Source organism: Methylophaga sp. OBS1, from assembly GCF_026319365.1.
In genome coordinates this window covers 1-14,448 of record NZ_JAPDMS010000001.1, presented here as the reverse complement: position 1 = coordinate 14,448, position 14,448 = coordinate 1, and the positions used below count along the sequence as shown (strand labels likewise).

12 protein-coding genes are annotated in these 14,448 nt (G+C 49.2%); 2 read left to right on the top strand and 10 right to left on the bottom strand.

The annotated features are described in order from the left end of the window. Nucleotides 1-13 precede the first annotated feature (13 nt). The 5 genes from OMQ46_RS00060 to ectA all read right to left on the bottom strand — a co-directional run bounded on the left by OMQ46_RS00060 (nucleotide 14) and on the right by ectA (nucleotide 4,815). The gene (locus OMQ46_RS00060; RefSeq protein ID WP_266234796.1) at nucleotides 14-892 is read right to left on the bottom strand and encodes a TPR end-of-group domain-containing protein; all 879 of its coding nucleotides are present in this window, start codon (nucleotides 890-892) and stop codon (nucleotides 14-16) included. Then, nucleotides 877-2,319 carry an aspartate kinase gene (locus OMQ46_RS00055; RefSeq protein WP_266234794.1) on the bottom strand — a complete coding sequence of 481 codons (1,443 nt, stop codon included), beginning with the start codon at nucleotides 2,317-2,319 and terminating at the stop codon, nucleotides 877-879. The genes OMQ46_RS00060 and OMQ46_RS00055 overlap by 16 nt, the downstream gene beginning before the upstream one ends. A 107-nt stretch (nucleotides 2,320-2,426) precedes the next feature. Then, a complete protein-coding gene (locus OMQ46_RS00050; protein WP_266234793.1) occupies nucleotides 2,427-2,831 on the bottom strand; it encodes an ectoine synthase in 405 nt (134 codons plus the stop codon). Between the two features lie 86 nt (nucleotides 2,832-2,917). After that, nucleotides 2,918-4,252, bottom strand: a complete 1,335-nt coding sequence (gene ectB, locus OMQ46_RS00045; RefSeq protein WP_266234791.1) for a diaminobutyrate--2-oxoglutarate transaminase — start codon at nucleotides 4,250-4,252, stop codon at nucleotides 2,918-2,920. Nucleotides 4,253-4,308: 56 nt separating this feature from the next. Next, nucleotides 4,309-4,815, bottom strand: coding sequence for a diaminobutyrate acetyltransferase (gene ectA / locus OMQ46_RS00040; RefSeq protein ID WP_266234789.1), 507 nt, complete (start codon nucleotides 4,813-4,815; stop codon nucleotides 4,309-4,311). A 196-nt stretch (nucleotides 4,816-5,011) separates the two neighbouring features. Here ectA and OMQ46_RS00035 point away from each other — a divergent pair, with 196 nt between their 5' ends. Continuing rightward, nucleotides 5,012-5,449, top strand: a complete 438-nt coding sequence (locus OMQ46_RS00035) for a chemotaxis protein CheW (RefSeq protein ID WP_266234788.1) — start codon at nucleotides 5,012-5,014, stop codon at nucleotides 5,447-5,449. Beyond that, a complete protein-coding gene (locus tag OMQ46_RS00030) occupies nucleotides 5,442-6,032 on the top strand; it encodes a MarR family winged helix-turn-helix transcriptional regulator (protein ID WP_266234787.1) in 591 nt (196 codons plus the stop codon). Before OMQ46_RS00035 ends, OMQ46_RS00030 begins: the two co-directional genes overlap by 8 nt. On the opposite strand, the gene OMQ46_RS00025 is transcribed toward OMQ46_RS00030, so the two are convergent. From OMQ46_RS00025 to OMQ46_RS00005, 5 genes are all read right to left on the bottom strand, one after another. Next, the gene (locus tag OMQ46_RS00025) at nucleotides 6,029-8,104 is read right to left on the bottom strand and encodes an EAL domain-containing protein (protein ID WP_266235904.1); all 2,076 of its coding nucleotides are present in this window, start codon (nucleotides 8,102-8,104) and stop codon (nucleotides 6,029-6,031) included. The genes OMQ46_RS00030 and OMQ46_RS00025 overlap by 4 nt on opposite strands. 36 nt (nucleotides 8,105-8,140) lie before the next feature. Then, nucleotides 8,141-10,444 (bottom strand): ATP-binding protein, encoded by a 2,304-nt coding sequence (locus tag OMQ46_RS00020; protein ID WP_266234786.1) that lies wholly within the window; start codon nucleotides 10,442-10,444, stop codon nucleotides 8,141-8,143. Further along, entirely contained in the window at nucleotides 10,441-11,001 is a 561-nt protein-coding gene (locus tag OMQ46_RS00015) for a YfiR family protein (RefSeq protein WP_266234784.1), read from the bottom strand. Before OMQ46_RS00015 ends, OMQ46_RS00020 begins: the two co-directional genes overlap by 4 nt. Next, the gene (locus OMQ46_RS00010; protein ID WP_266234782.1) at nucleotides 10,976-13,030 is read right to left on the bottom strand and encodes a TonB-dependent receptor plug domain-containing protein; all 2,055 of its coding nucleotides are present in this window, start codon (nucleotides 13,028-13,030) and stop codon (nucleotides 10,976-10,978) included. Before OMQ46_RS00010 ends, OMQ46_RS00015 begins: the two co-directional genes overlap by 26 nt. 139 nt (nucleotides 13,031-13,169) lie before the next feature. Then, entirely contained in the window at nucleotides 13,170-14,213 is a 1,044-nt protein-coding gene (locus tag OMQ46_RS00005; protein WP_266234781.1) for an NADP(H)-dependent aldo-keto reductase, read from the bottom strand. Nucleotides 14,214-14,448 lie beyond the last annotated feature (235 nt).

The following is a 14,448-nucleotide window of genomic DNA, read 5'->3' as shown; positions in this document are numbered from 1 at the left end:
CTGGACACCGATATCAGCTGTCGCCGCCGGGTTTGAGTATCTCGTCAAGTCCGGGATAGGATTGCAGTGGAGACAAAGCCGGATCGTTCTGGCTCTGCTCACGATAGGTCTCGCTGCAATTCACCGCACGCTGCAGGTAATGTACGGCTTCATCCAATTGAGCCAGCGCGGTGTGCGCACAGGCGAGTTGATAGAAAGCATGACCGTTTTCCGGATCCGATTCCAGCGCCTGATGACACAGGTTAATGGCCCATTGTGGCTCTGAGATCTCAAGTACCGCGTCGGCTTTGTAAGTCAAAGCCTCCGTGTCATAGGGTCGAATGGCCATGATCTGATCGTAAACAGCGATTTTATTGGCCGGGTTGGTCTCCTGCCCTGCTCTTAACCACAGCGACTGGACTTCCTGAGTGCGTTCGATCTTCTCGCGATTTTCCTCGATTTGCTGCGTTTCTTTACTCAGCTGTTGCTCGATGGCGCGCAGGCGTTGCTCATACTCTGTGACCAGACTGTTAATTTCCTGATCCGCCAGGGTGTGCACCCGCTCTTTAATTTCTCGGATTGACGACCAGCCCACAAGAACCAGAATAGACGAGGCTGCGGCAATCAGATAGAAGAAATAGGTCACCGTGTTGGTTGCGTAATTAACGGCTTTATCAACCGCTGACAACTCCCGGTCTACCATCATCTGAATCAGTTCGGCGCGGTTTGCAGCCATATCCGTGCGCAGGGCTTTCAGTTCATCCAGCACATAGCGCTCGATGAAGGGCGTGTAGAGCGGCTCTTCCAGTTGCTCTACCTCGGCTTCAAATTGTTCAGGCTGAGTGGCCGTTTCAGCGGCGAACAGCTGAAACGGCATCAATAAGAAAACTATCGCTATCAGGATGCGAGGCATATGGCTTTACCGTGATCATGAATTTCAACCAGTACACTATGCAGACTTTTGATGGCGTTGTCATAATCGCCTTCATCAATAATAAACTGCATATCAACCTGACGCATAGATTGGTGCATCGCCAGCACGGAGATATTCTCCTTAGCCAACGAACCCACTGTTCTCGCCAGAATACCCGGAATTTTCATGTCACTGCCAATCGCCGAGACGATGGCCACTTTTTGCTGATTGATTTCAGCATCGGTAAAGCGTTGCTCCAGCGCATTTCGAATACGCTTGATGGTCTTGAGGTTGGTCGAGAGGTAATGGGTGATGGTATTGGCGTTGATATCCTTGGACACGATGTGTGCCTTGAAGCGACGGATTGTCGCCAGGATTTCACGATCGTAATCATCAATATTACCTGCCATATCCTGATCAAACAGTTCAAAGGCATACACGCCTTTACAACCGGCAATGATCTCCACGCAGGGGTCCACACTGACATAATCACCGGTGATCAATGTGCCCGCATGCTCAGGCTCAAAGGTATTACGCACCCGCAGAGGGATATCATTGCGCCGCAGTCCTTTCGCAGCCTTGGGATGAATCGCTTCCATCCCCAGATTCGCAAGCTGATCAGCGACATCGTAGTTAGTACGTCCGATGGGCACTGCATTGTCTTCACCCACCAGACGGGGGTCAGCACTGCTGAGGTGAAATTCTTTGTGAATTATCGCCTCATTGGCTTCTGTCAGCACCGCAATTCGACTGAACGTCATTTCACTGTAGCCACGATCAAACGTGGACATCAGACCATCGTCGCTATGGGCGTAACCGGTAACAATGGGTAGCTGTTTGCTCAGGTCGATTTCAGAAAAAGCCCGTTTAATTCGGTCATCCAGAGGGACGTGTTTATCTGTCTGCCAGGCGGTCAAATCCACAAACTTGGCATCAATGCCATCACGTTGAAGCAGTTGCGCGGTGTTCCAGGCACTGTGCGCTTCACCAATACTGGCAAGCATTTCTCTGACTGTTTCCAGATGCATGTCCAGTTCGAAATGGCCGTGCTGACACAAACGATGTAGGTCTGCCAGGCAGCGCTCGGCATCATCCAGGCGTTCACCAATGAAATGATTGGCGCGGTCCAGGTTGGCTTTTTTCTTATAAAAGCTTTTGTTGATATCAAACATTTTCTGCTTGAGTTCATGCAGTGCTTCACGCCAGCTGTCATCTTCTTCACCACTGGCAAACAGACCGTAGACGCCGGGCTTTCCGCTTTTCTTGTGCTCAAGCAGTAAATCGGTCATACCGCCATAGGCAGAGACCACAAAAATTCGGTTGTAGATTGAGTCATTATGTACCGGTTTGAGAATAATATTATCGCGCACCGCCTCATAATTACTCATTGACGTGCCGCCGATTTTTTCTACCGTGTGAAAACTCATTGTCTTCTCTCTGATTTCCTTTTGTTGATGACCTTCAAAGGTCAGGCGACCGGTCTGCTTCAGTACAGACCGGTCGTCGGGATTAGCCCTGATGTGTAGGAACTGAATCAGTCCGCGATCGGATCAGCATCCAGCTCGTAAGCCCCCTCTTTGTTATGGACTTCAGTCCCTTTCAGAGGGGGATTAAAAACGCAGGCCAGTTTCAATTCTTTAAAAGCACGCAGCATGTGACGATCGTGCTTATCAAGGTTATAGAGCGTGCCTGGTGTGATGGGATATTTCTTTCCATCTTCCAGTGACTCAACCTCTCCTTCACCACTGATGCAATACACCGATTCCAGATGGTTTTGATAATGCATTCTGAAATCCGCACCTTCGTAGATAGTGGTGATATGGAATGAATAGCCCATATTGTCATCTTTCAGCAACAGGCGGGTACTGTCCCAATTACCATTCGGATCAACAATCTTACGGCTGGTTTTTTCTGCATCCTGAAGTTGTCTGACAAGCATGTATGTTCCTCTTAAACTAGATAATCTTGATGAAAAAGACGGGAGAGTGACGAAAGTCACTCTCCTTGACGAATGGCTTGATACTTTTATGAACGCGCCATTTTTTCAACTTCTTCGCTGACTGAATAGTCACCTTCAAAGTAGTCTTTTTCTTCCGGAATCGAATCTGCCTTGTCACAGACTTCGCGAATCGCTTCTTCCAGAATGTTGATGCCTTTTTCCAGGCTTTCCTGAGAAATTGTCAGTGGGCACAGGAATTTAACGACGTGGTCTTCGGTACCACTGGTCTCGATAATCAGTCCCTTCTGGAATGCCTTGTGGGTGATGGCACTCGCCAGTTCACCACTGACGCAGTTGATGCCACGGAACATGCCCCGACCGTGCGAGTTGCAGTNTCCTTCACCNTATTTCTCAACAATCTTGTCAACGCGCTCGGCAATGTAATCACCTTTGGCCTGGACTTCCTTGGCAAACTTGTCATCTTTCCAGTAGTTGTCTATCGCTGCCTTGGCAGTGATAAAGGCGGGGTTGTTACCACGGAAGGTACCGTTATGTTCACCCGGTTTCCACTGGTCCAGTTCCGGCGTCATCAGCAGGATGGCGAATGGCAAAACATAGCCACTCAAAGATTTGGAAACGGTCACGATATCCGGATAGATGCCGGCGTCGGCAAAGCTGAAGAAANTACCGGTACGACCACAACCAGCCTGGATGTCGTCAATAATCAACAGCACATCATGCTTTTTACATACCTCTGACAGGCTCTTCAGCCAGGTCATGGAACAGGCATTGATGCCGCCTTCGCCCTGAACCGTTTCGACGATGACGGCAGCCGGCTTGTCTACACCACTGCTGGAATCAGATAACACTTTATCCAGGTAGTTGGTGGTATCGACGTCGTCCCCCATGTAACCGTCATAAGGCATACGGGTCGCACCATGCAGGCTGATGCCGGCACCACCACGGTGGTGACCGTTACCGGTGATAGCCAGTGAGCCCAGCGTCTGACCATGCCAGCCGTTAGTAAATGAAATGACATTTTCGCGGCCGGTGTATTTCCGGGCTGTTTTCAGCGCTGCTTCAACAGCATTTGTGCCGGTTGGGCCAGTGAACATGACGATATAGTCAAGATCACGTGGTTTCAGAATGTACTCATTAAAGCTCTCCAGAAACTCACCCTTGGCACGCGTGTGTAAGTCCAGGCCCTGAGTAATGCCATCTTCTTCGATGTATTTCAGCAGTGGCTTTTTGAACAGCTCGTTGTTATGACCATAGTTGAGCGAACCGGCACCGGCCAGAAAGTCTAAATAGACATTGCCTTCTTCGTCATATACGAACTCGTCTTTAGCGCGGTTGAAAATGCGTGGGAAAGAGCGCGCATATGAGCGAACTTCCGATTCGATTTCCTCAAAAATTTTCATGGTTTTGTTGTCTCCTGGTAATGGTTTGTCGGTGCCCGATTGCCGTGAAGCAGGTCTTATTGAAGGGGACCGAGTCTGACCAGCATTTCCGTTTCGTGCTGGCCGGCAAAGTGTTGCTGGCGATCAAACATCACAGAGTGATTCAACTCTGTACCCAGTTTGTTGGCCAGACTTTCAAACAGTGCCCATGACGCCCGGTTATCCGGGGTAATGGTGGTCTCAATAAATTTGATCTGGCCTTCCTGTTGCCGCGACAGAATGTCACGCAACATACGACCAGCCAGGCCCTGCCCGCGGGCTTTTTCGCCAACTGCAACCTGCCAGATAAACAGCGTGTCAGGGTTATCCGGCTCAATGTAACCAGAGATAAAGCCGACAATGTCGCCCTCTTTTTCAGCGGCCACCGAGGTGGCGGAAAAGTGCGTGCACTGAAGCAGATTGCAATACATTGAGTTGGTATCCAGTGGCGGGCACTGGGCGATGAGTTCGTACACCGCAGCACCGTCCTCAGCCGCAGGGGCTCGCAGGGTAATGGGCGCAGCGTCAGTATGTGCAAGATTCATTTTATAAATAACTCTATTATTTATATGTCTATTGAATTAAATACGGAAAATTTACGAATAAACAGACTCAATATGTTGATATTGAAATTAATTAAATAATTTCGCCATACTAAGACGAGTTGTTTAGACGTCTAAATATATAGTACACTAAACAAATGAAAAGTCCAGTCCCAATAATGAATCGTATTTACTATTAATGTCAGAACAATTACACGACCAACAGTGGCTTTGTTTCCGTATAGAAGATGAGACCTATGCTCATCCAGTGAATCAGGTCAGAGAAATCCTCGATTATTTGTCACCGGTTCCCGTGCCCGGTGCGCAGTCCTGTGTTGAGGGGGTGCTCAATGTCAGAGGTGAAATTGTCACCATCGTCTCCAGTAAACAATTACTGGGACTGGATGAAGCGGTGAATGACAGTGAGCACATTATTGTTTTGGAAACAACTTCCGGTCTGGTGGGCGTTACCGTTGATGAGGTGAAAAAAATCAGTGTGCTGGCAGACGCGGACATGATGCCTGTCGAACGTAATCAGAATTCCAGCCCGGTTAAAGGCACCATCAACCACGACGATCAGCTACTTATTCTGACTGACTTTGAGCGCTGCATTAACGAATTGGAACATTATGAGTAAAACTATCGGTTTAAATCTGGACGCAGTTTATAATCTTGATCTGAATAAAGAACAAAAGGATCAGCTGTTGAACCAGATTGAAGAAGTGTTGATTGCCCTGCGTCGGGTTATCCGAGCGACCGATCTTCACTCTAAATACCTTGCCAAAACCACGGGTTTGACCGCGCCTCAGATCCTTCTACTGCAGACGCTGCGAGATAAAGGACAGATCACCATTGGTGAACTGGCTCAGGAAGTCAGCCTGAGTCAGGCCACTGTCACCACCATTCTGGACCGATTGGAAAAGCGCAAACTCGTCTATCGCCAACGGTCTGAAACCGACAAGCGTAAAGTGCATGCCTTTCTCAATGATGAAGCACTGGAAATACTCAAAAATGCGCCTATTCCGCTGCAGGAACAATTCACCCGCCAGTTCGGCGATTTGCAGGAATGGGAACAGACCATGATTATCTCCGCATTGAAACGGGTTGCACAGATGATGGATGCCCAGCATATCGATGCCTCGCCGGTACTCGATATCGGTTTACTGGATCGTCAGGATACGCTGGTCGACAAACCCGCCGCCTACGCCGAAGATGACTAAAGGTCATGACCATTGCACGTCAACATAACACTGAGGTCACTCACTGGCATTGGCTTGCTGAAATAGAAGCCCTGAAATTCTTCACAGCCCATATCCAACAGCAGGGCTGCCTGTGCTTCGGTTTCCACTCCCTCCGCAATCGTCGATAAGTGGAGATTATTAGCGAGTTGCACAATGGTTTGTGCAATCGCCGCATCCTTGCGGTTGAACACAATCTCCTCAACAAAAGAACGGTCGATTTTAAGCGTATCAATAGGGAAGTTTTTCAGGTAACTCATTGAGGAGTAACCGGTACCGAAGTCATCAATGGCCAGTCGAACGCCGGTTTTCTTCAAAGCAAACAGCAATGGAATCGTCTCTGCAACATCATTCAGCATCGCCGTTTCAGTAATTTCGAGTTCCAGTGTTTCCGGCGGTAACCCCGTCTGTTCCAGCGTCTGCCTGACACGCTCGGGCAAATAATTTTGATTGAACTGCAACGCGGACAGGTTAATCGCCACACGATAAGCGCAACCCAAGGCCTGCTGCCACTGATAAACCTGTTCACAGGCTTGCATCAACACCCAGTCACCAATAGGCAGAATCAAACCGGTTGACTCCGCGATTTCAATAAAGCTATCCGGCGTCAGCAGGCCTTTTACCGGATGCCGCCAGCGCAACAGCGCCTCAAATCCCACGATTTTCTCACTGCGAGCGTGATACTGAGGCTGGTAATAAAGCTCAAACTGCTCCTGCTCAAGCGCAATACGCAGATCATGCTCCATCTCCATCCTGAGCTTGAGGTAGTTATTCATGCTCTCGGAGAAGAACTGGTAGTTATTACGTCCCACCTGCTTGGCGTGATACATGGCCACATCTGCATGCTGTAGCAGGATCTGGACATTATGACCGTCAGTTGGAAACACGGTAATACCGATACTGACAGTGACATAAAGCGGTGTCCCGCCTATGACGAACGGTTTTGAAAAGATCTCTATCAAGCGATTGGCAATGTCGGCAATATCAGCAACATCGTCCACATCATCCAGCAGAACAGTGAATTCATCACCGGCCAGACGGGCAACACGATGGTCGCTCTCCAGACTGATTTTGGCTACCAGATCCGAGTCACGCACACATTCACGGATTCGGCCGGCAGCCTGGCACAGCAGTTCATCACCGACATGATGACCGTAAGTATCATTGACGTGCTTGAAACGGTCCAGATCCAGAAACATCAACGTGAAGCGTCGCTGATGACGGCGTGCGCTGGCAATCGTGGTTTCCAGCTGTTCGATAAATAAGCGACGGTTGGGCAGATCGGTCAATGTGTCATAGTAGGCGTAATAAGTTATTTCCTGCTCAGATTGCTTAAGCGCAGTAATATCATGCAGCGTGCCCACAATACGCCATTGGCCATATTCGAAATTGATATCAGTGCGTTCGTTGATAAACAGGACATGTCCATCCGGGCGCTGCACGCGATATTCAATGTCGTAGGGCTTCTTGTCCTTTATCGCCAGCCGCACGTTGCGGACAAAGCGGGCACGATCATCCGGGTGTATCACTGTCAACAAGCGTTTCAGTGTCAGTCGGCTTTCCCGTGTCAGTCCCAGCATATCGAACATATCAGTGGAGCATTCGATACTGTCTGACTGATAATCCCACTCCCAGTAAACCAGGTGAGCAATAGACTGGGCCTTGGCCAGTTTATTTTTATTCAGACTCAGTTCCTGCAGGGTCCGGTTGGCCTTGAGCACATATCTGACACGATGGTTAAATAAAGGCCATTTGAGTGGCTTGGTCATAAAATCAGTGGCACCCACCTGAAAAGCCCGCTCAATATCCTCGACTTCATCCAGCGAGGTGACCATGACTATGGCGCACTCCTGACCACGGGGTAATTGCCGTAATCTCTCACAGCATTCAAAGCCATCCATACCCGGCATGGAAACATCCAGCAGAGTCATATCCGGTTTGTGCTGGTTGAATTCAGCAATCGCATCTGTACCGTTACTGGCCTCGTAAATATCAATATCAATGTTTTTTAACGATTGTCGCATCAGCATCCGTGTCACCGGATCATCGTCCACAATCAAAACCACTGATTTTCTTGAGGATTCCTCCACCTAAGCCTCTCCCAGCCGGCTTTTTAGATTGAGCCTGACTTGTTCGTAATTTTCTACCAGTGTATCCAGGTGAGCAGAAACATGGTCAATCCGGTTGTCGCGCCCCAGTTTTTCTACCTGCCGGGCAATCTCACTGATTCTGACAGCACCGATATTGGCAGAGCTGGACTTCAGCGCATGGGCAGCTCTGAAAACACGCTCAGAATCACCGTCTTTAGCTGCATGATGAATGTCATCGATCAAGTCGGGCGTTTGCTTGAGATACAGCTCAACGATGTTATTGATCAGTTCTGGTGCCTGCTCACCCGACATTCGCCGTATTTCGTCCAGCACCGACTCATCGATGACAGAAGCGGCCTTATCTTCCGACTCCGCTTTTTCCAGCCAACGGTGGATGATGTCGCCCAGTTGTTCGAGCGTAAAGGGTTTTATCAGAAAATCATCAGCACCCGCGTGACGAAACTCGCTCTCCACCCCATCCTGGATATCAGCGGTCAGCGCAACAATAGGCGTGCCGCTGTTGAAGCTCTGTCCGCGGCTGTTACGAATCATTGCCGTGGCTTCCATTCCTCCCATTTGTGGCATGTGGTAATCCATCAGAATCAGATCATAACGTTTTTTGTTACAGGCATTCACCGCTTCAAGGCCGTTACTGACAATCTCTACCTGATAACCGAAGTTTTCCAGCATGCCGGCCGCTACCGATTGATTGATTTCATTATCCTCGGCCAGCAGTATTGCGTTGCCATTGGATTGAGTCACCGTAACAGGTGCTTTTTTGAGTCGAGGTGTTGGCTGAATGACATCCAGCTTCTGCACCGGAATTTTAAACCAGAACAAACTGCCCTGCTGTTCACGACTATCGACACCATAGTGACCTTTCATCAGTTTGATGAGCTGAGCACATATAGCCAGTCCCAGTCCCGTACCGCCATATTTTCGAGTGACCGAATTATCGGCCTGGGCAAATGGAGAAAAGATCGCCTCCAGTTTATTATCGGCAATACCGGCGCCGGTATCCTCGACTTCAAACCGGAGCCAATGCTCGACCTCATACTGTTCAACCATCAGGCTGACTTTGACACGACCCTGATGGGTAAATTTGATGGCATTATCGATCAGGTTGTTGAGTACTTGTCTCAGACGCAACGGGTCGACAAGATAATCAGCATCACTGTCCTGCAGGTTGAGCTCAAGAACCAGTCCTTTTCGATCGGCTTTGGCGCGGTTGGTCTCGACAACGGATTTTATGAAACTCGCCATATTCAAGCGTTGTTTTTCCAGTTCAACCTTGTCAGCATCAAGCTTTGAAAAATCAAGGATTTGATTCAGTAAAGCAAGTAATGACTGCGCTGAGTCATTCAACAGTCGAACATTCTCCCGCGCCTCTTTATCCAGATCACTGAGTTTGAGTAACTCAGCAAATCCAATCACGCCATTCAGTGGCGTTCTGACCTCATGGCTCATCATGGCCAAAAACTGCGACTTGGCCAGGTTAGCATGGTTAGCCACATCCAATGCGGTCTCCAGCGCCTCGGTTCTGGCCTGGACCCGTTGCTCCAATTCAGCATTCATGGTTTCAAGTTGCTGGCCTCGCAGCTCTACCTCACTGATCATCTGATTGAAACTCTCGGAGAGTTGATTAAACTCCATCGTTGCTGCGCTGGGCGCACGTCGTCTGTAATCACGGTGAATGCTGATATCTCTTATCGTCTCCAGCATTTTATTCATGGGTTTAGTGAATAGAGAAACCAGCCACAACATCGCTAACAAACTGGCGAAAAATGCAACGACCGCAGTCAAAGCGACCACTTTGTAGAATTCTGACAACTGAGATTTTAGAGAAGACAAGCTATCAAGCAGATAGAGTACCCCGATCACATCACCATGACTCAGCATAGGCATGATGACTTCTAAACCCTGCTCATTTTCAATGAATGCGGGGGTACGCGTTCGTATAACGCGTCTGATGGGATCCAGTTCCGGTAGTTCATCACTGGCATTATTTTGATAGCTTGCAAACAGACCTGCCTGACCATCAAAAATCATCACCCGGCTGATATCTTGTCTTACCCTCAGCGCTTCCAGTGACTGTCTGGCAGAGGCAGCATCATCGAATAACACTGCTGTGAGTGTATTGTTGACCAACAATTCGGCCAACGCAGTCGAATCCAGCCGTGCCTGTCTCTCAATTGCCTGACGCTGGTTACTGACAATAGATGAAGAAATGATGAGGATAGTCAGTAACACGAGGCCCATCATCGTCGCAATCAGGCGAAACTTAAGCGTTTTGATCCATTTCATTTGACTTCCACGGCCAGCTTCAGCACCTGGGAGCTCATTTTCAAATTAGCAAGCTCCATTCTCGACATATTCACTTTGAAACGAAATTTATTGTCTTCACGAACGATTTCTATCATGCCACCGTCGTCAATAAACCCCGATATATCGGATACTGTAAGTACAGGTTTATCGGCAAGATAAACAAACAGGCGTTGTGTTATATCACGTTCGTTGCGGTCAATGTACACCAGATGACACTGATCTGTCTGCTCCACATCATTGATCTGATGGGTGCTGATGGGCTTATTGAAAATAGCTTTGTCATGCAACTCAGTGAAGCTGTTTTTGAAGGTATGGGTGAAATAACACAAGCGGATTGATTCGGCGTGCTCCTCATCCGGCCAGTCTGCGTATTTGGCAAAGTTATAGTTCAGTGCAGCGATCACAGAGCGGGAGTCAGGTTGCTGAGCGACGGCAATCACTGGCTGAGTGCCATGACTCAATAACAGCGCCAGTAAAAAGAGTGTTTTTAGTTTCAGCAAAGCCACTTTTTCAATACTCCAGCGTGAGTCTGCCATAGAAGCTCGGTTCCACACGGTAAGGAATGGACAATAACTCAGCCTTATATTCAACATGAGAACCGTAAAACAAATCCCGGGCAAACACTGACAGTTGCAGGTCCGGTGTAAGCTGCCAGTTCAGCCCCAGATCAACGCCGTGGTAGGCATCAATTGTCTGATTATCTACCTGAACCGGATCTATGGACTGATTGCGATCCACATAGCGCCAGGTTGCAGTCAAATCAATGTCATCACTGATACGCCAGTTTGCAAACAGCGAGACAAGCTGTTCAGGTGCATCGGTATTTTGTGGCTGTCCTTCACTGAAATCACTCTCGATATAGCTGTAATTGAGACGTAACTTTAATCTCTGGTTGATCATCCAGTTAGCTGATAACTCCAAGCCGTAATTCTTACCGCTGGCATCGTTATCAAAGGCAGAAAAAGTCGTGATATAGGCCGGTAAGGTTGAAAAGTCTGTCTCTGTAACCTGGTTACTTCGCAGATCATCATAATCATTGTAAAAAACCGCTGTATCCAGACTAAACGCATGTTGACTGGCATAGCGATAGCCTGCCTCAATACTTTTAACCACTTCCGAGTCAAAATCTGAATTACCCTGCAATATGAGCCTGTTAACGAAACCGGTCGGATTGAAAGCACTTAACGGAGCGAGGTTGCCCGCGTTGATAAAATATTCATGCTCGAGCTGTGATGGCGTTCTGACCGCCCTTGATACTGCTGTCCAGAAGCGATGCCGTTCAGCAGGCTGCCAACTTAACCTGACCGTAGGTTGCCATTCAAAATCGCTGTAGGCATGATGCTCAAAGCGTGTCGCCAGTGTCAGCCAGAGCATTTCGGGTTTCAGGGTTATCTGATCCTGAACAAACAAGCTCCAGAGGTTTGTGCTCTCATTATCGCCCCGGGTATCAATCACCGACATATTGGTATCCAGTTCGTTATCAATATGCCGGTAGCCCATACCCCATAGCAGTTCATGACGAGCACCGATCTCAAAATGATGAGACATTTCGACATCCAGCGTATCTCGGCTATATCCAAACAGCGACTCATCCCGCTTGGCATGATCAAAATACACCTTCAGATTCAATTGCGAATCCGCAGACAATGCGCGGGTGTAATCCCCCAGCAAATGCCAACCGCGTGATACCGAACTGATGTTGGGATAATCGATGTAGGGATCGGTTAATGTCGGGATGGTGACAGTCTGATCCATCATGCTGTCATAGGCAGCACCACTGAGTCTCAGGGTTGCGGTTGTCCCCAGAGTCATATCCAGACGTGCGCCCGCTTGCTGCTTCCACCAGCTATTGTCGGTCTCAGTTTGACTAATCAGCGCAGCCGTTGAAGGATTGACATCGGCAGGGTCAAATGCCAAATCATCACGTTTGAATGCTTTGACATAAGCGCGGCCAGTCAGGCCCGGTGCGAGCCGTCCACCGTAACGAAAACCGGCAAAAGCTTGCTGATAGTCACCGGCCCCTATTTCAGCATAACCACCCTGCGTGTCCGCACTGTGTCTACTGATAATATTGATAACGCCGTTGACTGCATTTGCGCCCCATATGGCGGCTCCAGGCCCCCGAATCACCTCGATCCGCTCAATATCAGCCATCAGCGTATCCTGTACTTCCCAATAGACGCCGGAAAATTCCGGAGAGTAAACACTCCGGCCGTCGATCAACACAAGCATCTTGTTATTGAAGCGACCGTTGAAGCCGCGACTGCTGACAGCCCATTTCTGCGCGTCAATCTGAGCAACATGCAGCCCAGGCACATCTCTCAGGGCTTGAGGAATAGACTGAAATCCCCGCTGGCGGATTTCTTCGCCGGTAATGACGTAAATTGCGGCAGCTGCACTGGAAAGCGACTCTGCCTGACGTGACACAGTCGTGACCTCGATATCAAGCAATTCCTGCAGACTGAGATCAATTGGGGATGGTGTCTGTGAAGCAGCTTCAACAGCATGGGAACAAGCAAACAGAACTCCCGGGAACCAGAGTTTCGCCATGCCTTGCTTGCGCATGCTGCCCCTCCACCATTGAATATCACCAAGGCATGAGTCAACACTCAAAACCAGTTGATCCAACTGATACAGGATTCTTTACAAAAATGCCAGCTAGATCACACTTTCGCAGCCTAACAAAGCATTAACCCCCGGCAAATTAGGGGGATGGATTGGGATGCTGGCGATGAATAGCTTCGATCTCATCCAGCAACGTCTCGCTGAGTTCCAACTCAATGCTGGCGATATTATTTTTGAGCTGCTGCATATCAGTGGCACCAATAATATTCGCAGTCAGAAATGGACGACTGTTGACGTAAGCCAGCGCCATCTGTGCTGGATCAAGATTATGACGACGCGCCAGTTCAACATATTTCCGGGTTGCAGCTACCGCCTGTTCATTACTGTAGCGAGCATAATGTGGCCAGCGGGTCAGCCTGGCATCACTGGGGGCAGCATCCAGATATTTACCAGTGAGCACACCAAAGCCGAGAGGTGAATAGGCCATTAACCCTACCTGTTCGCGGTGACTGATTTCAGCACACCCTACTTCATAAGTCCGGTTCAGCAGACTGTAGGGGTTTTGCACTGTGACCAGAGAAGGTAGATTCAACACCTTTGCCGTCCATATAAACTGCATGATGCCCCAGGGGGTCTCATTCGACAGTCCGATATAACGGATCTTGCCGGCTTGAACCGCTTTATCCAGTGCCTGCAGTGTTTCATAAACCGGCGTCAATTCAGCTTCCGCGTCATCAGCCTGATAACCCAGTTTGCCGAAATAATTGGTTTTACGTTCAGGCCAATGTAACTGATAGAGGTCGATATAGTCAGTCTGCAGACGACGCAGGCTTTCATCCAGCGCTTGGCTGATATTGTCCGCATCAAAGCGGGTATGGCCGCCCCGGATGTGTGACACCCAGTCCGGTCCCGGTCCGGCGATTTTACTGGCAAGGACGATATCGTCACGACGACCACGCCTTTTCAGCCAGCTGCCGACGATCCGCTCGGTTTCACCATAGGTCTCCGCCCTGGGTGGTATTGCATAGAGTTCAGCGGTATCAATGAAATTCACCCCTTGTTCCAGCGCGTAATCCAGCTGCTGATGCCCTTCCTGTTCGGTGTTTTGCTCACCATAGGTCATGGTGCCAAGACATATCCGGCTGACCTCAAGATCGCTGGATCCCAGTTTGCTGTATTTCATACTTCTGTCCTCTATCAAAAAGCCCGCTCTGAAGCGGGCTTTAGCCTAGCAAGCCACTGTTACAGTGGGCAAGCCGCATGTAAAGATGGTTAGCCTTTACTCAGGAGTCATAAACATACTGTCATAGCTGCTGTTAAGTTGCGGTTGCTCACGCACCGTGGCTTCAAAGGTGAGCGGGGCCAGCCCGTCTTCAGTCACCCCGGCCGGCGCCCGAACCAGTGCCGTCACCGGCACC